Source organism: Pedobacter petrophilus, from assembly GCF_009674725.1.
Classification (GTDB): Bacteria; Bacteroidota; Bacteroidia; order Sphingobacteriales; family Sphingobacteriaceae; genus Pedobacter; species Pedobacter petrophilus.
In genome coordinates, this window is record NZ_WKKH01000065.1 from 1 (window position 1) to 21,169 (window position 21,169).

Consider the following 21,169-nt stretch of genomic DNA (forward strand, 5'->3'; position numbering starts at 1 on the left):
ATTTCCCCTTCGTTTCCGTTGGGAGTGCAAAGGTAGGAATCTTTTACCAAATTCCAAATAAAATAAATTTTATTTTTAAACCCGTATCCCTGTTTTGCCTTTCAATCTCACTAACCTTCCAGTCAGCAATCCATTCCTTCCGGAGCGGGTGGCAAAGATAATGATTTTTCTCACATCTGCAGGTTTTATTTAAAATAATTCCTGCTCCCTTTATTCCCCTCACACCTTCATTAACCTGCTTTTCAGCCCATCCGTTTCCTCCGAAGCGGGATGCAAAGGTAGCAAAAATTAGCACCACCACAAATCAATAACAGGATTAAATGAAGCCAAAACCGTAAGCGGCTGGAAATCATCGGGGAAAAATTTAAAAAAGGTAAAACTTTTCGGAAAGAAGGATGTTTTAGGGGGTTGGTTGAAAAAAGGTTAGGGGGTTAGGAAGGGGTTAGAAGGTTAGTAGCGGGTATGCATTTAAGGGAGCAAGCCTTCACTGCTAAATATAAAGATCCGAAGCAAAACGACAAAAGGCCCTTACTTGCCTAAATGGCATCTTCATTATGGTGTAATAAGGATTTACCGGGAATATTGATAGCTGATACCTGGCGGTAGAAGTTTCGACGAAAAACGATCAACGGAAAACGAAATACCAAAATCAAACCAGTCACTTTAATTTACCCTCCTTACTTTCCTGAATTTGAGGCGCAAAAAACACAGTTAACTACCGACAGCTTAAACTAAGTTCGTTCAATAAGAAAATAATTAAGCTCTACTCCTTTTCTACTTATATTACCTAATTGTTTAAAGCCAGACTTCTTCAGAACTTCCTGCGACCCCAGGTTTCGCAAATCCGTAAGCGCAACAATCTCATTGGTCTTGGTTTTTACAAATCCATAAGCGATAAGTGCTTTAGCTACTTCGGTACCAATTCCCCTACCCCAATATGATTTGTTCAAACTATAGCCGATTTCCATTTGCCCGGAGATTTCTACGAAGGGCCTGAGCAGGCAATTACCTATAAAATTGTTATTTTCAGCCTCGAAGATGCCCCAGCGCCCAAACGGACCGTTCAGATAATCCGTTATTGCAATATCAAATAATTCTTCATATTCATTGGCCTGCAGTCGTGGCAGATATTGCGTAACTTCTTCATCTTCGAAAAAGGAACAAAATAAGGATTTCTCTGATGGCAAGAACTCCCGGATCACCATTCGGTTGCTTTGATAGATAACAGACATAAATTATTACAAACCTGATATGAAAACTAAATGTAAAAAATTAGTTGTAAAAACAAAAAAGGATGCCATTGGCATCCTTTTCATTAATTAAAAATTATTATGCGATATCGAATCGATCCAGATTCATCACTTTCGTCCAGGCGTGAATAAAATCTTTTACAAATTTATCTTTTCCATCTGCACTGGCATAGATTTCAGCAATCGCCCTTAATTCTGCATTTGAACCAAAAACCAGGTCTGCTCTGGTAGCCATCCATTTTGGTTGTCCTGTAGTTCTGTCGCTGCCCAGGTAAACTTCTTTATCTTCAGAAGTTGCTTTCCATGCAGTGTTCATATCCAGCAGGTTGACAAAAAATTCATTTGTTAATTTTCCGGGCGTATAGGTGAACACACCATTTTTGGATCCATCGGCGTTAGTATCCAATACGCGTAAACCACCTAACAGAACGGTTAGTTCCGGAGCAGTTAACGTAAGCAAATGTGCTCTATCAATCAGGAATTCTTCTGTTGAAACAGCTGATTTTGATTTACGGTAATTTCGGAAACCATCTGCCAGAGGCTCCAGATAACTGAATGATTCTACATCTGTTTGTGCTTGCGAAGCGTCCATCCGCCCTGCGGTGAAAGGAACTGTATTTAAATACCCAGCTTCTTTTGCTGCTTTCTCAACCGCGGCAGTACCGGCCAATACGATTAAATCGGCCAGCGAAATTTTCTTACCATCAAATTGCGCGCTGTTAAACTCATGTTGAATACGTTCTAAAACGCTCAATACTTTTTGCAACTGAGCTGGATTATTTACCTGCCAATCTTTTTGTGGAGATAAACGAATCCGTGCACCATTGGCCCCTCCACGTTTATCCGAGCCACGGAAGGTAGAAGCCGATGCCCATGCTGTTGAAATCAATTCAGAAGAACTTAAGCCAGATGACAGCAATTTAGCTTTTAAAGAATCAATATCAGCTTCTGTAACCAAGGCATGATCAACTGCCGGGATAGGATCTTGCCAAAGCAATTCTTCCTGAGGTACATCCGGACCAAGGTACCGGCTTACAGGCCCCATATCTCTATGGGTTAGTTTGTACCAGGCACGGGCGAAAGCATCTGCGAATTGATCTGGATTTTCCAGGAAACGTCTTGATATTTTTTCATATTCGGGATCAAATCGCAGAGCGACATCTGTAGTAAGCATCGATGGAAGATGTTTCTTACTATCATCATAAGCATCAGGGATAATGGCTTCTGCGTTTTTAGCAACCCACTGATGTGCTCCGGCAGGGCTTTTAGTTAATTCCCATTCATAAGCAAAAAGATTTTCAAAGAAATTATTGCTCCATTTTGTTGGCGTTGTAGTCCAGGTGACCTCTAAACCACTGGTAATGGTATCTGCACCTTTACCGGAAGCATAACTGTTATCCCAGCCCATTCCCTGGCTTTCAATACCGGCTGCTTCAGGCTCTTTGCCCACATGATCTGCAGAAGCAGCGCCATGGGTTTTTCCGAAACTATGGCCACCGGCAATCAGCGCTACGGTTTCTTCATCATTCATTGCCATTCTTCCAAATGTATCCCGAATATCTTTTGCAGCTAATACCGGGTCTGGATTTCCATCTGGTCCTTCCGGGTTTACATAAATTAATCCCATTTGCACAGCTGCCAGTGGTTTTTCCAGATTACGGGTATGAATATCTCCATCGGCATTATCATCACTCACTAAAACGCCATGTTCTTTACCTACACCATCTGAACCGTGGGCATAACGGACATCACCACCCAGCCACGTTGTTTCAGATCCCCAATAAACAGATTCATCTGCTTCCCAGGCATCATCGCGACCACCGGCGAAACCGAAAGTTTTAAATTCCATCGATTCAAGGGCCACATTACCGGTTAGAATGATTAAATCTGCCCAGGATATCTTGTTGCCATATTTTTGTTTGATTGGCCAAAGTAATCTCCTGGCTTTATCCAGACTTACATTATCTGGCCAGCTATTAAGTGGTGCAAAGCGTTGCAGACCTGCGCCTGCTCCACCGCGACCATCGCCAACCCGATAAGTACCTGCACTATGCCATGCCATACGAATAAATAAACCACCATAATGACCGAAATCTGCTGGCCACCAGTCTTGTGAATCAGTCATTAATTCCTTTAAATCGTTTTTTAGTTCTGCTAAGTTCAGGCTATTAAAAGCATCAGCATAATTGAAATCCTCATCCATCGGATTAGACAGAGAAGAATTTTGGCGTAAAATGTTAAGTTTTAACTGATTTGGCCACCAATTGTGATTTCTGGTTCCGCCACCTGCAACATTCTGTTTCATGCTTCCGTTATGGAAGGGACATTTGCTGATATCATTTGAATCTTTTTCCATTGTTATTATGTTTTGTTTTTGAAATAACCTGACACTAAGCTAAAACATGTCTAAAGTTAAACCTTCGCCATCACAAATCACAATCGAATAATTCTATGTTTCTATAGTCAAAATCTATTTAGCCTTCAGCTGGCAGCAAATAGATAATTGGCGCTCTTATCAAATAAAAATTATTCCTAATTTAAAATATTAATCTTCATTACCGATTTATTATCATCCATAATTTTAGAAATTAATCTTTAATATAGCATATTTGCGGTGATATATAAATGTAATTGTAGATGAGCGATCAGAATAAAAGTTATGCCGTAGTTACCGGGGCAAGCAAGGGAATAGGAAAATCGATTGCTTTTGAACTTGCTAAAAAAGGCTTTAATCTTTTGCTTATTGCCAGGTCTGCTGATGAGCTTGAATCTTTAACCCTCGAGATTACGGCAAAATACGGTGTAGCCAGCAATTTCCTGGCCATTGATTTAGCCGAATCTGATTCACCTAAAAAAGTAGCCAATTGGATTGACGAAAAAAAATACCGGATCAATGCGCTTGTTAATAATGCGGGTTATGGAATCTGGGGACAGTTTAAGGAATTAGATCTTCAAGCCCAAATGGACATGTGCCGCCTGAATATGGATACCCTTGTTTCGCTATGTCACCTTTTAATTCCTGCACTATCTAAAGAAAAGCAATCTTACATCCTTAATATATCAAGTACGGCGGCTTATCAGGCGGTTCCTACACTTGCCATTTATTCTGCAACTAAATCTTTTGTGCTTTCATTTACGCGTGCTTTAAGGTTTGAATTGAAAAACACACCCATATCTGTTACGTGTATGAGCCCTGGTCCGGTGGATACTGGTTTTGCACATCGGGCGGGTTTAGATGCTTTTAGTAAAATGGCCGAAAAGTTTAATATGCAACCAGCGGAGGTTGCTGCTATCGCCGTTAAAGGCATGCTTGGAAAGAAATCAGAAATCGTTCCGGGGTTTACGAATATCGTAAGCGTTTATGCCAATAGATTTTTGCCAAAATCGTTTATAGAAAAAATGGCCGCTGGTATATATAAGGTATAACACCTGAAGTTATTTATCTTCTGCTGACCGCGCTAGTGATAGCTTTGCAAAAACATTTCTTTTAATCCCCTTATGGTACATCCATACCCCGGTAGCGCACAATAAAATGTTTTTATCAAAAAAACTACTAAATCTATAGATTTTATATAATAAATTATATATTTGTATTGTAAATAATTTCTGAACGATGAGTAAAGGAATTAAATAGTCATGTGGCCGAGTGGTTTAGGTACAGGTCTGCAAAACCTTTTACGGCGGTTCGAATCCGCCCATGACGTCTCCACGAACTAAGGTTAACTTGTTACCGTATTGAGTTTCACGATACAAAGACAATCTTAGGCTAAACAAAAAATGCCCTCAGAAAGTATCCTAAGGGCATTTAATACTCGCTACAAGTGCTTATTTTGCACCATTCTTTTTCTCTGTAACTTCAGCTCTAATTTCTTGAGCCAATACTTTAAGGTCTTGCATAGCTTTACGAACACGCGTTCCAGCTGCTGCATTTCCACCATCATAGAATTTAGCAATATCAGCTTCAACTGAAGCGATAACTTCTTGTACCTGTTTGAATTTTTCCATAGTTATAAATAATTAAGATGAATAAATTCATCTATAAATTAATGTAAACCCCTTGTAGGGCTCACAAAACTAATAAATCCAACCATATAACAAAAAAAATCTGCTAAAGACTTTATCATTTAATAAAAGAATAAAAACTTGTTTGCCATTTTGAAGGAAATCTTTGGTCTGAAATGGAGTGATAAGAGGTTAAAACTTTAAGTATGGCATTTATAGATTATCTTTGAAGGAAGAATATGTTGGTTTATGCTGAATCACGAAGTTTATATACTTTTCAACGTAACATTTTCCGTTAATTTGGGCAATTAAAAAGATGGATATAAATAATCTACTTCGCTACAAACAATTGGCAATTTAATCTGTATTGTTACCATGAGAATAAAATTTATGCTGCCTATTGTCTTTCTGGGGATTGCTTGTCACAATACCAATCCAGAACAAGGCTCAGGAGGGAAAAAAGTAGATAAACAAACTACACTTTCCGGTTCAGGCATTGTTGATTCTGCAAAAGCCATTATAGATCAGTCGGTTGCGCTAAAACAGCAACTGAACCAGGGAAAAATTAATGAAGCAGATTTTCAGAAAAGAAATAGTAGTTTAATGGCTACTTATAGCGTGTTGTATGGCAGCCTCTCTCCTGCCGACACGCTCGCGGTTTTCGAACATCGATTGATCAGGGAAAAAGAGATTCCGCAAGACTCCACAAAAAAAGCAAAAACTCAAAAATGGGAATAGAGAAAGAGACCCCGGCTGATACACCAAAGCCCGTAAGTAAATTCGGAAATTTGTTTATCACCTTATATAATGTATTTAAATTTATCGGAAGATTTTTCCGTGAAGCTTTTCTTCCGCCTTACGAGTTTAAGGAACTGATGCGCCAGTGTTATGAAATCGGTTATCGCTCTGCGCTACTTATTTCTACTACCGGATTTATAACCGGATTGGTATTCACCAAGCAATCAAGGCCGTCACTATCAGAATTTGGCGCAACCTCATGGCTACCTTCGCTGGTTGGTATTGCCTTACTCAGAACGCTTGCGCCTTTGCTTACCGGACTTATTGCCGCCGGAAAGGTAGGATCGAGCATTGGCGCTGAATTGGGCTCGATGAAAGTGAGTGAGCAAATTGATGCCATGGAAGTGAGTGCAACCAATCCATTTAAATTCCTGGTAGTAACGCGTGTTTTGGCGGCTACGATTACGATGCCTATTCTTACTTTTTACACGGCGATGGTGGGGATGCTTGGTGCGTTATTAAATGTATCAGTAAACGAAGGTACCAGTGCCACTACTTTTTTTCAAAGTGCTTTAGAAAATATAACCTACTTAGATATCATCGCCAGTACAACTAAAGCGATTATCTTCGGGTTTACCATTGCTATTGTGGGTTGTTACCAGGGATATCACTCTTCTAAAGGAACAGAGGGCGTAGGAAAAGCCGCAAATTCGGCCGTAGTAACTGCCATGTTCCTTATTTTTGTTGAAGAAGTAGTTTGTGTACAAATTTTCAGCCTTTTTAACACTTAAACTGAAGTATGGTATCAAAAAATATGACCGATTTCAATTCGGAAAAAGTTATTGAGATTAAATCGCTGGATAAAGCTTTTGGAACCTACAAGGTTTTGGAAGATGCTACCCTTGATTTATATAAAGGTGAAAACCTGGTGGTGCTCGGAAAAAGCGGAACAGGTAAATCTGTACTCATTAAAATTATTGTGGGTTTGCTGTTGCCTGACGCCGGACTGGTAAATGTGCTCGGTCAAAAAGTTGACACACTTTCTTACCAGGAATTGCTCGATTTACGTTTAAGGGTTGGCTTTTCATTTCAGAACAGTGCTTTATATGATAGTATGACGGTTCGGGATAATTTAGAGTTTCCATTGGTTAGGAACCGGAAAGATTTAAAGAAAGCGGAAGTTAACTCACTGATTGAAGAAATGCTTGATGCTGTTGGCTTATCTCAAACGATTAATCAAATGCCTTCTGAATTATCTGGTGGACAGCGCAAACGAATAGGCATTGCCAGAACACTAATTTTAAAACCGGAAATTATGCTTTATGATGAGCCTACTGCCGGCCTTGACCCCATTACATCTAAAGAGATAAATAAACTGATAAATGATGTTCAGGAGCGATACCATACGAGCGCCATTGTGATTACCCACGATTTAACCTGTGCGAAAGAGGTTGGCAACCGGGTAGCCATGCTGATGGAACGCCGTTTTGAACGACAAGGCAGTTTCGAGGAGATATTTAATTCGGGAGATAAACTGGCCCAACCATTTTTTGATTATAATTTTATACAATAACCATGAACGACAATAAAAAGAAAATAACAGTGGGTATTTTCATTGCCCTTGGCATACTGATATTTGTACTGGCCATCTTCACCTTAGGAAGTCAGAAAAAAACCTTTGTAAAAAGCTTTACCCTTAATGTGGTTTTTAATGATATTCAAGGACTTAAAAAAGGAAATAACGTCTGGTTTTCCGGCGTTAAAATCGGAACGATTAAAAAAATTGACTTTTTTGGAACCTCCCAGGTAAAAGTAGCCTTGAGCATTGAAGAAGATGTGCATAAATACATTCATAAAGATGCCGGAGCGAGTATTGGTGCAGATGGTTTAATTGGTAATAAAATTGTTGTGCTTACCGGTGGAAACCCAAAATTCCCGTTTGTTGAAGATGGAGATATGCTAAAGGTGAATACCTCATTATCGACAGATGATATTATGAAAACGCTGCAGGTAAACAATAAAAACCTGGTGGATGTAACTTCGGATTTTAAGATTCTTTCCCGTAACCTGGTAGATGGAAAAGGGGCAGCAGGTGCACTCCTTTCTGATGAGCAATTGGCACAAAATTTTAAGGCAATGGTTGCTAACCTAAATAAAACCTCTTTAGCCACATCAAAAATGGCTTCAGAACTTAGTACTTTCGGCAAAACCTTGAATACCAAAAATGGCCTGATGGATAAGATGCTAACGGATACAGCTGTTTTTGCAAAGCTGGAAAGATCTACCCAAAGCCTACAAAAACTGACACAATCTGCATCTGTAATGGCAGCCAACCTGGAAACTGCTTCTGGAAAGTTGAAAACTTCTGATAACGCGGCCGGACTATTATTAAACGATGCGGAAACTGCACAACGAGTAAAATCAATGATGATCAACCTGGAGAGAGGCAGCAAAAAGCTGGATGAAGACCTGGAAGCTTTGCAAAGCAATTTCTTACTTCGTGGCTTCTTTAAGAAAAGGGCTAAAGATTCGCTTAAACGCCAGCAGCAACTACCACAATAATAACATATTCTATCGCTATTTATTTGGCTGATCAGATTCTAAATAGTCAACGTTGAGCTTGCCGAAATTCCTTAAGAAGCCCTTAAGAATTTTCGGCAAGCTCGGATTGACCTCATATCATTTTACTCCTTTCTTCCTATTTTAATTCGCGTCCTGTTTCCATGGAAAGTCATGATGCGACCCTGGATTTGTATAATCGGGCAGAAAGTTGTATATTATCGAAACAGCAAATCAAATCAGCGCATCTCGCGTTAAATATTTTTCACTAAAATTATAGTAATTTGGCATTAAAAAAAGCAGGATTCAACAGAGGGCCACGCTTACCCTTCAGAAAGAAAGAAGCAGAACACAAAATTAATCAGTTAATTACCGCAACAGAGGTAAGACTGACCGGAGACAATGTAGAAACGGCAATCTACCCGATCGCTGAAGCATTAAGATTAGCAGACGAACAAGGTCTGGATTTGGTCGAAATCTCCCCTAATGCCGTTCCCCCGGTTTGTCGCATTGTCGACTATAGTAAGTTTCTCTACGAACAAAAGAAAAAACAAAAGGAGATCAAGTCTAAAGCGAAGCAGACCATTATTAAAGACATTAGGTTTGGTCCGAATACAGATGACCATGATTTTCAATTCAAACTAAAACATGCAATTTCATTTTTAGAAAGTGGCGAAAAGGTTCGTGCCTTTGTGCATTTTAAAGGAAGATCGATTGTTTACAAAGACCAGGGAGAGATTTTATTATTGAAGTTTGCTCAGGGATTGGAAGATGTAGGCAAGGTAGAATTACTCCCGAAACTCGAAGGAAAGAGAATGTTCCTGACCCTGGCACCAAAAGCCGGTAAAAAGTAATCCTTCATTAACAATTACATATTATATGATCAGATCTGACGACTATACACTTAGGCTTCAGATCTGATTTAAATGGAATTACTCCCGCTCAAAGATTATTAATTATTTTTGATTCTCGACGGATCGTAATGTAAGCCGGGCGAAAGCCAGTAAAGCAATACCATCCTGGAATATCTGTAATTCAACGGGGAGAAGAGCAGCACGCCGCTAAAGATAATGGCCACAAAATACCATAGATTTTCGTAAATAATATCAAGACCTAACACATAGGCGGCTACGCCCAGTGAAATAATTTCCGCTACATTCATCGCGTAACTTACAAACATGGAGACATAAAAGTAGCCGGGCTCCCTTTCAAACTTCAGCGCGCAAACATCACATACCTCTTTCATTTTCTGAACCTTAAATCCATACATCGCACCTGTAAAGGTAGATCCAAGCCTGCACCTCGGGCATTTGGCATGGATAAATGCCGACCATTGTGAAACATGTGGAACGGTATATTTAGATTTCTGGGATGTTAGATCATTCATATTGATAAGTTGTTAGGTAAAAGGTTAATGTAGATAGTTTTCAAAACCCTTTTTTTTGACGCATTATAAATCAGAACAAATAAACGCTGATTAGGTTTTCGCCAATGTACCATCGTTATACTTTGACATCCTGGTAAGAGATAAATAGAAATTAAGAAAGTTTACGACGGAGGCTGATTATAAAATTATGATAAACCCGAACTATTTGGCGCCATGAATGGCCGGTGAAAACCGGATCAGGTGCGCAGGTAAAATTCTAAATAAAAAATGAGCAGCTGCTTTAAGTCTGCTCATTTTTGAAAAATCTTATACTAACGAAGGTTTACTTCGAATCCGCCGTAACTCACCATCTCTGCATTATGGGAGATATTCAGGTTAAGCTTTAACTTTTCTATAATATCTTTTGCAGTTTGAATGGCATGGTGAATATTACTCACCCCCCTGATTTCAATCCCTGATCTCATGACCTTAAATTTAGCCGGCTCAAAACGATCTATAAATTTTTGTAAGTCTTTTGCAATTGGTTCCTGTGTGCTCATGCTATATATTTTCCATTTATAAGCCTATTTATGTCGTAATTGTTTCAAGGTTTCTCATTAATTGTGCAACATTTCTGCAATACTCAAATTTTGCTGAGGCGATGTGATAAAACGCCTAAAAAGAACTCATCCTAATCTATCAGCATCCAAACCTTTTTAGTAATAGATCAATTAGCAGGGGCAAAACACAAAAGCTTGATACGGCATGGCAAACCTAAAAAATAAACGGAAAACGAAGTATTTAGATTAGAAAACTTAGAATTAATTAAAGTCAAACACAAAAACAGAAGGAATAACAAAATAATACCTATAAAACCAAAATATAAGCATAAATAACTTCGATAAAACTTATTAATATTTCAAAAAACCTGTTTTTACGAGACATAAATTTACATAAACAGATAAATAATTAGTTAAACGATATAAATATCTTAAATATTCAATATTATTATGATAAAAATCATATAAAACACAAAATTAATAAGTTTAAATTATATATTTGAATATCGAAAATCACATTATGAGATTTTACATGGTCAACAACAACATTAAAAGTATCCCAAGGAGCATGAAACACCCGAATGCCTTGAGGTGAAGTTTGAAATTAACCTGAAAACATATTTTACACTAGCCAAATATATAATTATCCAATATTAACCCTAAACCCAAAAAGATGATAGAAACATCGAACAATTGGTTGGCCGCTTGCAGAGTAGAGGATGCTGTAGAAAATGGCGGTGTCTGTGTAAAAAATGGTGAAGATCAAATCGCATTATTTTATTTCACCAGAAGAAATGAGTGGTATGCTACTCAAAACGAATGCCCGCACCGTAAGCAAATGGCTTTAAGCCGCGGAATGATTGGCACAGCTACCGATGAACCTAAGGTAGCCTGCCCGTTTCATAAGAAAAACTTTTCGCTGGTAACAGGAGCGTGTTTAAGCGGCGACGAGTGCGCGATTAAAACTTATCCTGTAAAAATAGAAAACGGAACGGTTTACATCGGAACCGAACCAAAATAACAGCTTTTTCTATCAATTGAAAGATAAGTGTTTGATCGCTAATCAGCATAATTTATCTGGAAAAGATTTAAGAAGCCACATCACGTGCAGAAGGAAACATGGGCCTGGCATAGGCATATTGTATTAATGCAAACCAAACAAACACCTTAACAATGTCGGATTTAACTAATCAACCCCTCAGTAAACTCAACATATTCTCCCTGAAAGGCGTTCAAATGAAAACCTTTCACATTACCTGGTTAACCTTTTTCTTCTGTTTTTTCGCCTGGTTCGGAATGGCTCCGCTCATGAAAATGGCGAGAGAGCAATTGGAGTTAACTAAAGATCAGGTTGGCAATATTCAGATTGCATCTGTATCTGCCACTATTCTTGCGCGTCTTTTAATCGGAAGGTTAATCGACAAATATGGCCCAAAAATCATCTACACCTGGCTGCTTGTATTGTGCGCAATACCTGTTATCCTCATCGGTACCAGCCAGTCTTACCTGTCTTTTTTAATCTTTAGGTTAGCAATTGGAGTAATTGGGGCTTCATTTGTAATTACGCAATTTCATACTTCGATTATGTTTGCACCGAATATTAAAGGAACGGCAAACGCTACTGCTGGTGGTTTTGGAAACGCTGGCGGAGGTGCTGCGAACTTCTTTATGCCGCTCATTGCATCTGGCCTTACCGCTGTCGGGCTTTGCACTTCGGCAGATAGCTGGCGTTATGCCATGCTTTTCCCCGGCATTATGTTACTTGTTTGTGCATTTCTTTACCATCGATATACACAGGATAGCCCAGCCGGAGATTTCAAAAACCTTGATCTGGCAGAAAAATCTAAAGAAAACACCTTTTTGCTTGCCGCAAAAGATTATCGTACGTGGATTTTGACCATCGCCTATGCCGCTTGTTTTGGGGTAGAGATTACCGTAGATAACTTCGCCCCTATTTTCTTTACCGATTCTTTCGGGGCAACGATTGCTGTTGCCGGAATGGTCGCCGGAATTTTTGGATGGATTAACATCTTTGCACGTCCCCTGGGTGGCGTATTGGCCGATAGAATTGGAAAAACATGGGGATTTGACGGCAAAACATTGCTATTGGCTTCCTTATTACTAGTGGAAGGAATCGGATTAATCTGGTTTGCAAAATCAGGAAATATTGGTATGGCAATATTCATGATGTTTATTTTCGGCCTTAGTTTAAAAATGGCAAATGGTGCAACGTATAGCCTGGTTCCTTTCATCAATCCAAAAGCGGTGGGAAGTGTTGCCGGGATTGTTGGTGCCGGCGGTAACATTGGCGCTATGCTCATTGCATTTATGTTCAAAGCAAAGGCAAGTCACCTAACAAAAAATGTAGCTGGCGAAAGTGCTAACTTACATAAAGACCTGATAGACTATACCAGTGCCTTTACCCTACTGGGTTATATTATTTTGGCCGTCGGCATTGCGGTCTTCATCTTCAGAACGGTAATGGCACAAAAACAGAGTCAGGTAGAAGATTTAGTACTTAACCCATCAAAATAGTATATCCGTTATAGCAGTCGCCTTTTGAAACCAGAAAAGCACATATCAAAATCGAACACAACTACCTGTTGCTACTGTGGCGTGGGTTGTGGAATTGTGGTAAATAAAGACGCGCAAAACAACATCACTGTAGCGGGTGATGAGAACCATCCCGTAAACCGTGGTTTATTGTGCAGCAAAGGCATGAACCTGCATTATACCGTAAATGACAAAAGCGATCGCTTATTGTATCCGCAGATGCGGTATAATAAAAACATGCCATTACAGCGTGTGAGTTGGGATACCGCATTGGAACGAACCGCAGCAGTTTTTAAAGCGTTGATTGATAAACATGGGCCGGATAGTGTGGCGTTTTATGCCAGCGGACAATGTTTAACGGAAGAGTATTACATTGTAAATAAATTAATTAAAGGCTTTATCGGTAGCAACAACATCGATACCAACAGCCGCTTATGTATGAGCAGTGCGGTTGTTGGTTATAAAATGAGTCTTGGTGAAGATAGCGTACCGATCAGTTATGATGATATTGAGCTGGCCGATTGTATTTTCGTCGCCGGAGCAAACCCTGCCTGGTGCCACCCTATTTTATGGCGACGGGTGGAGGCTGCGAAAGCTAAAAATCCGGATTTAAAGATTATTGTAAGCGATCCGCGGAGAACACAAACCTGTGCGCTCGCAGATTTACACCTGCAAATTAATCCAGGCACCGATATTACCCTCCATCATGCCATTGCCAATTGCCTGATCACCGATGGGCAAACCGATAGTTCTTTTATTCATCAGCATACTAATGGGTTTGAGATCTATCAGGAAAATGTGCTAAACACCTCCATTGCAGAAGCCGCTGCTATTTGTGGCATTACAGAAAACGATATTCGCACGGCTGCATCTTTTATAGGCCATGCAAAAGGCTTCCTAACCATGTGGACGATGGGCCTGAACCAAAGTGTGGTTGGCACGAACAAAAATCTATCTTTAATTAACTTAAACCTCATCACCGGCCATATCGGAAAACCCGGAAGCGGGCCCTTTTCATTAACAGGCCAACCCAATGCCATGGGCGGAAGAGAAGTTGGTGGTTTAAGCAATTTATTGCCTGCGCACCGGAATTTAACCAGTGAGGCAGACCGGAATGAAGTAGAAACTTTCTGGAAGATTCCCCTGGGTACTATTGATGCTAAGCCAGGGCTAACGGCCACAGAAATGTTTGATGAACTAAATTCGGGAAAGCTCAAGGCGATCTGGATTTTATGCACCAATCCACTCATTAGTTTGCCTGATGTACGAACAGCAGAAGCAGGCTTAAAAAAGGCCAGATTTGTAGTAGTTCAGGACATTAGCAATAAAGTGGAGACGTTAAAATATGCGGATGTGGTTTTGCCAGCTGCAGCATGGGCGGAGAAAGAAGGCACCATGACCAATGCCGGCCGATACATTTCGCACCTGAGCAAAGTTGTTGATGCGCCGGAAGAAGCGCTGCCAGATGCCGAAATTATTTGCCGCTTTGCCAAAAAAATGGGGTATCCCGGATTTGATTTCAGCAATCCATCAGAGATTTATTTAGAACATGCCGCACTTACCGCTGGCACCAATATCGATATCAGCGGTTTAAATTATGAAATCTTAAAAGAAAAGAGAGCCGTTCAATGGCCTTACCCTCAAAATGCACCCCCGGCAGGAACGGCCAGGTTATTTACCGATTTCAAATTTCATACTGCTGATAAAAAGGCGAACATCCACTCCTTTTCTGATGAAAATTTATCTGAACGGCTGAGCCCGGAACGGCCGTTGATCCTCACGACCGGAAGAATCAGAGACCAGTGGCACACCCGAAGTAAAACGGGTAAAGTGACTAAACTGAACCAGCATTTAAGTGAGACATTCCTGGAAATAAATCCGGCAGATGCCACAGCAAGAAATATTAACGATGGCGATTTAATTGAAGTGGCCAGTGCACGTGGAGAAGTGCGGGTAAAGGCCAAATATTCTTCAGATATTAAAGTCGGAGTGGTTTTCATGCCCATGCATTGGGGATTAATTAATAATTACGACCTCCATCGGGTTAACAACCTCACTAATAACCTGGTTGATCCGGTTAGTAAAGAGCCTGATTTTAAGTACAGCGCGGTTGAGGTAAGCTTATACGAAAAACCGAGGCAGAAAATTATTGTTGTTGGCGCCGGTGCCGGCGCATGTGGCTTTGTAAAGAGCTACAGGGCGCTGAATGCAGATGATGATATAGAGGTTTTCAGCAAGGAAGATTTTCCATTTTATAACCGGGTGCTGCTCCCCGACTATATTACAGGCACTTTGCCATGGCATAACCTGATCAAAATGAGCGATAATGAAGAAATTGATTACCACATTAAACTGCATCGGGGAGTTGAGATCAGCAAAATTTCAAAGGAAGATAAAACGGTAACAGATAGTAAAGGCATTACCCATCAGTATGATGTACTGGTGCTGGCAACCGGCAGCAGGTCTTTTGTTTTAAAGGATATGCCTGCCATGAATGGGATTTTTACCATGCGGAGCCGTACAGATGCCGATCTTTTTAAAGCACATATAGTACATACGAACAAAGAAGTGGTAATTGTAGGTGGCGGTTTGCTCGGCATTGAACTGGCTACATCGCTCAGCGAAATTGGAGCGAAAGTAACCATTGTACAGCGAATTTCGCGCTTAATGGGCAGGCAACTGGATATGATGGGCAGCCAGTTGCTGCACGAAGAAATTGTGAGCAAAGGCATCGAAATTATTTACAATGATGAAGTTGACCGGTTTTTGGGCAACAAAGCAATTTCCGGTATCCGGTTAAAAAGCGGTCGTTTAATCGATTGCCAGTCACTGGTTGTTGCCATTGGAACGGTTCCAAATATTGAATTGATTAAACAGGCAGGCATTGAATGCAAAAGAGGTGTAATTGTAGATGAATATTTGCGCACAAGTGCAAGAGATACCTTCGCTATTGGCGAAATCGCCGAATTTGATGATCAGCTTTATGGCATTACCGCCGCGGCAGAACAACAAGCCGAAATAGTTGCCAGATTTCTTGGTGGCGATATTGGAAAATATTACTCCGGGAGTTTGCTCATGAACATTTTGAAAATGCACAGTTTGGAATTGTGTTCACTGGGTTTAGCAGAGATACCGAATAACGGTGAGGGCTACGAAGAAATTATCTTCATCGATAAAGCTAAACGCTACTATAAAAAGTGTATTGTACATCAGGATAAACTGGTTGGCGCCATCCTGATTGGGGATAAAAGCGAATTCCTGGAATTCAGGAATCTGATCGAAACAAAGATGGAACTGAGCGAAAAAAGGCTTCAGTTATTGAGAAGCGGAAAAACTGCAGCACCCATTATTGGCAAAACCATATGCAGCTGCAACAATGTGGGCGAAGGAAACATCATTAACAAAATTAAGGAGGGCTGCAAAGATCATTTACAGCTTTGCCAGTTAACCGGAGCCGGAATGGGTTGCGGCAGTTGCAGACCAGAGGTTAAAAATATTCTGGATTCTTTTGTAAACGTGCTGAAAGATGCCCCTATACAGATTGCGGTTGAACAGGATTAAGAATAAGAAAGATGAGAAGAAACACTAACACAAGCCCTTCTGAATTTATTAACGTTAAGGGAATAGAATACTTCAACTTCGAAGAAGATTTTATGGAAGATAATGTTCGTTGTATTCCAATGGTTGTTCGTTTTAAAATGGATGCAGCAGGCGTTAAGCTTAAACTGAGCGAATGGAGCAAGTTTCAGCCAGAGGAAAGGGTAAAACTGGCCTTAATGCCAACTAATCATAGCGAAACGATAGAAAGCTATCATCAATATCTGGTTACCCTAATTGCGAAATACACCGGAAACACGGCTACCGAACTGGATATAGATCAGCAACCTGCCTGGGCCAATCTAAACCAGATTCCGGAAATGTTGGTGGAAAAATCCAATGAAATCGAATTAAATCTATCCCTGCATCAGTGGGAAAGCCTGACTGATATTCAAAGATTTGCCTTATTAAAACTGTGCAGACCAGGCCATGAGAATAAAAACTTCCCTAAGGCAGTAAAAGAATTTGGCTTATTAAGCAACTGATATGCAAGCAATAACGGTTATCATTAATTTTCCTGGCGGGATTATATCTCCTGGTAATCTTTACAATATTTTAGTGGCGGCATCGAAGGCAAAAATCCAGTACGTAAGGTTTGGCTTGCGGCAACAGCTGTTTTTAGATACCATTAGCTACAATGCAGAAACGTTTACCAATGAACTCGACCGTTTAGCTATTGATTATGAAATTGATCATAGCCAGTATCCAAACATGGTAAGCTCCTATCCTGCTGAAGAAATTTTTGTCAGAAATTCCTGGCTTACAGAAGGTGTGTATCAGGATGTACTGGATACGATTGATTTTAAGCCCCGTTTAAAGGTAAACATTTGTGATAATAACCAGAGTTTCACGCCGATGTTAACCGGCAACATCAACTGGATTGCTTCCCTTGAAGCGGAACATTACTGGCACCTGATCATTCGTTTTCCCAAAACCAACGTGGTGTACGAATGGGATCAGCTTTGCTATACCAATAGCATTTCGAAAGTAACCCGGCAGATTGAGGCATTGATTACCTCGAATAGTGATGTTTTTATTGATAATGTTAACGCAAGTGGTGCTGAGTTATTTAAGCTCATTCAAACCGATGAATGCATTACGAAAGCGGCAACAAACCGGGCGCCGTCTACGCCTTTCAACCTCCCGTATTACGAAGGACTTAACCGTTATAACAATAAATACTGGCTTGGAATTTACCGCCGTGATGAACTTTTTAAAGTTGCCTTCCTTAAGAAAATTTGCTTGCTTTGTACTGAAACCAAAGTCGGGCAGATTTGCTGTACCTCCTGGAAAAGCATTATTATTAAGGGGATTGCGGAGAAAGATAAGGCACGCTGGAACAGCCTGCTGGAAGAATTTAACATTAACATGCGGCACGCTGCCAATGAACTGAACTTTCAGATTGAGGATAATTCCACCGAAAGCCTCGACCTCAAAAACTATTTGGTAAAATACCTGAGTATTGATGATATCAGAACTTACGGCATTTGTTTCGGCATCAAAACGAGGAAGAAAAGTGAAATTTTTAGTAGTATCCTTATTCGCAAACGTTACCTGATTAGGTTACCGGGAATTAAGCTTTTGCCGGTTTACGATATTTTAAGGGCAAAAGATTTTAATCCGAATGAACGAACAGAAGAAATTTTTAGCAGTGGTAATCCGAGGGCAATGCTACCGGAGCAGTTAAGGCGGGTAATTATGAAGTTTTATGTTTTCCGGAAAGAAATTACACAAGATAGAAAAGTAAACAGTGCCCCCGCCAAAGAAAAATCCAATCCGGTTGCGCAAGAAAACCTTTACCAATGCAGTAAGTGCTTTACCATTTATAGTGAAGCGCTTGGGGAAATAGAATCTGGTATTTTGCCCCATACACCATTTGAAGATTTACCTTTAAACTATTGCTGTACCGTATGTGAAAGTGGAAAAGACGAATTTATTAAAATAGCAACATCTACTAATGATTATGTTATGCCCTGAGTATTGAAGTTGGTAAAAGATTGTTCTTCGCCTTTAGGAATATCCAGTTGATGCACTTTTAGGAGACTTAAAACATGTTTCATACTGTGTCTTCTTAATGTGTTTGACCTCAATTCGCTCATTACTTTTACCAGGCCTGTGGGTTTATAGGCCGCACAAAGTGGCTCCACGTTGCCTGAATTAAGATAAACAATGGCATCTGTTTCCGGTTCATTTTCTTCGGCCAATTGCAACCGTTTCAATAAGCCAACTTCCATTAGCGGAAGGTCGCAGGCTAAAACGAATATGCTTTCATTTGGATACTGAACATGCGCGGTTAGAAGTCCGAGCAATGGCCCTGCTACATGGAGCGAAAGGTTATCGGGCAATAGTTGCTCTTCAGCGAAAAAATTGAGATAGTTTAGCTTTTGATCCGAATTGATAGAGACCTTCACCGGAATTCCTAAATTGCTCAGTTTTTTGAAAGCAAGTGAAGCCCAGTTATCATCCAGAATAGGAATTAAACCTTTATCAGTCCCCATCCTGGTGCTCTTTCCACCGCAAAAAACAACGCCTATCATTATTTTGTTGCCAATTCGATTAATCCGGCTTCATTTAAAATACCTAAGGCCTTTCCGTTCACTTTGATGAGTTGTTCTGCTAAAAGTTCATTCATCGTTCTGAAAACTGTTTCGTAGGTTGCCCCGGTAAATGCGGCCAAATCCTGTCTGCTTAATTCCAGCGATAAAAACCCATCCTGATCCAGGCCAAATTGTTCTTTTAGCTCGAGCAGCGCTACGGCTAAACGTCCTTTCACCGACATGAGCGCCAGGTTCCTCATTTTTCGTTCTGAAGAATGAAGTTCATCTGCATAAAACATCAGCATGTTATGTGCAAACTCATGATTTACTTTCAAAGTGGTTTTAAAAAAATCGAGATCTACGACGCAGAAATGAGTGGTTTCTAAAGCAGTAGCGGAAATTGGGTAAGCATCAATTTTTGTGGTAATGCCCCGGTGACCGAAGATTGCACCGCCGTTAGCAAAGCGGAGGATTAATTCTTTGTCGCCCCATTTTTTATGGATTTTCACATTTCCAGAGGTAACGAAATAAACACCTTTAACAGGATCGCCCTCATTAAAGATAGATTCGCCTTTTTTGGCAATAAAGTTTTTTCTATTATTTGCAATTGCAGGATGCCATTCTGGTAAAGAGAGCTGGCACATGAAACAAGTTTTAAGATCGCAACTGCTATCCTTCTTCATAATTTTTAAGTATCAGGTAAAAGTAGTGAATCGGGATAGATTTCAATTGTAAAAAAATTATAACCTAAACAAGAAAGCTTTTTTATATGTGGGGATAGGAAGGTTTGTAACGTCTTCCTGAACTTGATTCACTGTAGCCCGGCCTGGGAAATGATGTTAAAAGATAGATCCTGAAACAAGTTCAGGAGGACGAGCGTTTTAACCCACCGTTCATACCATTGCAATATAGCCTGTACTAACATCAAGAACCGTATAAATCCAAAATTGAACCTCGCTATCGCCACCCAGCTCTCCGGCCTAGGAGATGATGGAAGGAGAAAACGTTCAAGCTTTCACCACAAACTTTCAACCCACCACTCCCCAAGGCAGCGCGTCCGTCCCGATCCTTCATCGGGAACTTGTGCTGCCGAAATAAAGCTTTAACGAGTTTATCCGACATCAGATCCAAGCCTTGAGTTATTCATCTGTTATTTATGTTTTTAATTGCATTCATGAGCTCGCTGAAAAGCTCGGTTTTGCTTCTTTTTGTCAAGAAAAAGAAGACAGCCCTTCGGCGGGCCAGCCGAGGCAAGCCAGCGCAGCGGGGATTCTCCTTTGTGTACTGAATGACTGGGAGAAAAAAAATTAATAATTAGAAGCTAACCACCCCCGCCCCTCCTAAATCAGGAGGGGAGTTCCCCTCATAGTCTTATACAGCAGTCCCTATCCAACTAACGGCATCTTGCCCCGAAAAAGGAAAAAATTTAGACCCTGAAACAAGTTCAGGAGGACGACGGTTTTAAACCACCCTTCATACCATTGCAATATGGCCTGTACTAACGTTAAGAACCGTATAAATCCAAAATTGAACCTCGCTATCGCCACCCTGCTCTCCGGCCTAGGAGATGATGGAAGGAGAAAACGTTAAAGCTTTCACCACAAACTTTCAACCCACCACTCCCCAAGGCAGCGCGTCCGTCCCGATCCTTCATCGGGAACTTGTGCTGCCGAAATAAAGCTTTAACGAGTTTATCCGACATCAGATCCAAGCCTTGATTTTTGTTAAACTTTTCATCAAGGAAAAGTTTAGAGCCCTTCGGCGGCCAGCCGAGGCAAGCCAGCGCAGCAGGGGAGTTTCCCTCATAGTCTTATACAGCAGTCCCTATCCAACTAACGGCATCTTGCCCCTAAAGGGAAAAAATTTAGATCCTGAAACAAGTTCAGGAGGACGAGCGTTTTAACCCACCGTTCATACCATTGCAATATAACCTGTACTAACATCAAGAACCGTATAAATCCAAAATTGAACCTCGCTATCGCCACCCAGCTCTCCGGCCTAGGAGAT

Annotated in this window: 19 protein-coding genes and 1 tRNA gene; 12 read left to right on the top strand and 8 right to left on the bottom strand. The window is 40.5% G+C overall.

Annotation, left to right across the window (positions count from 1 at the left end; translation table 11 throughout):
• Positions 1-43: 43 nt before the first annotated feature.
• The 3 genes from GJU39_RS21500 to katG form a co-directional block, all read right to left on the bottom strand.
• Positions 44-301: a hypothetical protein gene (locus GJU39_RS21500; protein ID WP_154283064.1), complete on the bottom strand. Its 258-nt coding sequence runs from the start codon at positions 299-301 to the stop codon at positions 44-46.
• Between the two features lie 430 nt (positions 302-731).
• Complete coding sequence (locus GJU39_RS21505; protein ID WP_154283065.1) at positions 732-1,232, bottom strand: GNAT family N-acetyltransferase; 501 nt, start codon at positions 1,230-1,232, stop codon at positions 732-734.
• Between the two features lie 97 nt (positions 1,233-1,329).
• A complete protein-coding gene (katG, locus tag GJU39_RS21510; RefSeq protein WP_154283066.1) occupies positions 1,330-3,606 on the bottom strand; it encodes a catalase/peroxidase HPI in 2,277 nt (758 codons plus the stop codon).
• A gap of 281 nt (positions 3,607-3,887) precedes the next feature.
• Here katG and GJU39_RS21515 point away from each other — a divergent pair, with 281 nt between their 5' ends.
• Both GJU39_RS21515 and GJU39_RS21520 read left to right on the top strand, forming a co-directional pair.
• Positions 3,888-4,676 carry an SDR family NAD(P)-dependent oxidoreductase gene (locus GJU39_RS21515; protein WP_154283067.1) on the top strand — a complete coding sequence of 263 codons (789 nt, stop codon included), beginning with the start codon at positions 3,888-3,890 and terminating at the stop codon, positions 4,674-4,676.
• Positions 4,677-4,882: 206 nt separating this feature from the next.
• A tRNA-Cys gene (locus tag GJU39_RS21520) sits at positions 4,883-4,955 on the top strand.
• 120 nt (positions 4,956-5,075) lie between these two features.
• Here the strand turns inward: GJU39_RS21520 and GJU39_RS21525 are convergent.
• Entirely contained in the window at positions 5,076-5,255 is a 180-nt protein-coding gene (locus GJU39_RS21525; protein WP_132534758.1) for a histone H1, read from the bottom strand.
• Positions 5,256-5,627: 372 nt separating this feature from the next.
• On the opposite strand from GJU39_RS21525, the gene GJU39_RS21530 reads away from it, so the two are divergent.
• The 5 genes from GJU39_RS21530 (at position 5,628) to infC (ending at position 9,403) form a co-directional block, all read left to right on the top strand.
• Positions 5,628-5,990, top strand: coding sequence for a hypothetical protein (locus tag GJU39_RS21530; RefSeq protein ID WP_154283068.1), 363 nt, complete (start codon positions 5,628-5,630; stop codon positions 5,988-5,990).
• Entirely contained in the window at positions 5,981-6,781 is an 801-nt protein-coding gene (locus tag GJU39_RS21535) for an MlaE family ABC transporter permease (RefSeq protein ID WP_154283069.1), read from the top strand. Before GJU39_RS21530 ends, GJU39_RS21535 begins: the two co-directional genes overlap by 10 nt.
• A gap of 8 nt (positions 6,782-6,789) precedes the next feature.
• The gene (locus GJU39_RS21540) at positions 6,790-7,563 is read left to right on the top strand and encodes an ABC transporter ATP-binding protein (RefSeq protein ID WP_154283070.1); all 774 of its coding nucleotides are present in this window, start codon (positions 6,790-6,792) and stop codon (positions 7,561-7,563) included.
• Positions 7,564-7,565: 2 nt separating this feature from the next.
• Positions 7,566-8,552 (top strand): MlaD family protein, encoded by a 987-nt coding sequence (locus tag GJU39_RS21545; protein WP_154283071.1) that lies wholly within the window; start codon positions 7,566-7,568, stop codon positions 8,550-8,552.
• A gap of 281 nt (positions 8,553-8,833) precedes the next feature.
• Entirely contained in the window at positions 8,834-9,403 is a 570-nt protein-coding gene (infC, locus tag GJU39_RS21550) for a translation initiation factor IF-3 (protein ID WP_154283072.1), read from the top strand.
• A gap of 98 nt (positions 9,404-9,501) precedes the next feature.
• Here the strand turns inward: infC and GJU39_RS21555 are convergent, their stop codons facing one another.
• Both GJU39_RS21555 and GJU39_RS21560 read right to left on the bottom strand, forming a co-directional pair.
• The gene (locus GJU39_RS21555; protein ID WP_154283073.1) at positions 9,502-9,936 is read right to left on the bottom strand and encodes a DUF983 domain-containing protein; all 435 of its coding nucleotides are present in this window, start codon (positions 9,934-9,936) and stop codon (positions 9,502-9,504) included.
• Between the two features lie 311 nt (positions 9,937-10,247).
• Complete coding sequence (locus tag GJU39_RS21560; protein ID WP_154283074.1) at positions 10,248-10,475, bottom strand: hypothetical protein; 228 nt, start codon at positions 10,473-10,475, stop codon at positions 10,248-10,250.
• 673 nt (positions 10,476-11,148) lie between these two features.
• Here GJU39_RS21560 and nirD point away from each other — a divergent pair.
• The 5 genes from nirD to GJU39_RS21585 all read left to right on the top strand — a co-directional run bounded on the left by nirD (position 11,149) and on the right by GJU39_RS21585 (position 18,602).
• Positions 11,149-11,496: a nitrite reductase small subunit NirD gene (nirD, locus tag GJU39_RS21565; protein WP_154283075.1), complete on the top strand. Its 348-nt coding sequence runs from the start codon at positions 11,149-11,151 to the stop codon at positions 11,494-11,496.
• Positions 11,497-11,711: 215 nt separating this feature from the next.
• Positions 11,712-13,010 (top strand): MFS transporter, encoded by a 1,299-nt coding sequence (locus GJU39_RS21570; protein WP_245228053.1) that lies wholly within the window; start codon positions 11,712-11,714, stop codon positions 13,008-13,010.
• Between the two features lie 24 nt (positions 13,011-13,034).
• Positions 13,035-16,589 carry a nitrate reductase gene (locus tag GJU39_RS21575; protein ID WP_154283077.1) on the top strand — a complete coding sequence of 1,185 codons (3,555 nt, stop codon included), beginning with the start codon at positions 13,035-13,037 and terminating at the stop codon, positions 16,587-16,589.
• 11 nt (positions 16,590-16,600) lie between these two features.
• Positions 16,601-17,110, top strand: coding sequence for a nitrate reductase associated protein (locus GJU39_RS21580; protein ID WP_154283078.1), 510 nt, complete (start codon positions 16,601-16,603; stop codon positions 17,108-17,110).
• A gap of 1 nt (position 17,111) precedes the next feature.
• Positions 17,112-18,602 carry a rubredoxin gene (locus GJU39_RS21585; protein WP_154283079.1) on the top strand — a complete coding sequence of 497 codons (1,491 nt, stop codon included), beginning with the start codon at positions 17,112-17,114 and terminating at the stop codon, positions 18,600-18,602.
• Here the strand turns inward: GJU39_RS21585 and mobA are convergent.
• Both mobA and GJU39_RS21595 read right to left on the bottom strand, forming a co-directional pair.
• A complete protein-coding gene (gene mobA / locus GJU39_RS21590) occupies positions 18,587-19,162 on the bottom strand; it encodes a molybdenum cofactor guanylyltransferase (RefSeq protein ID WP_154283080.1) in 576 nt (191 codons plus the stop codon). The genes GJU39_RS21585 and mobA overlap by 16 nt on opposite strands.
• On the bottom strand, positions 19,162-19,806 hold the full coding sequence (locus GJU39_RS21595) for a Crp/Fnr family transcriptional regulator (protein ID WP_245228054.1): 645 nt from the start codon (positions 19,804-19,806) through the stop codon (positions 19,162-19,164). Before GJU39_RS21595 ends, mobA begins: the two co-directional genes overlap by 1 nt.
• Positions 19,807-21,169 lie beyond the last annotated feature (1,363 nt).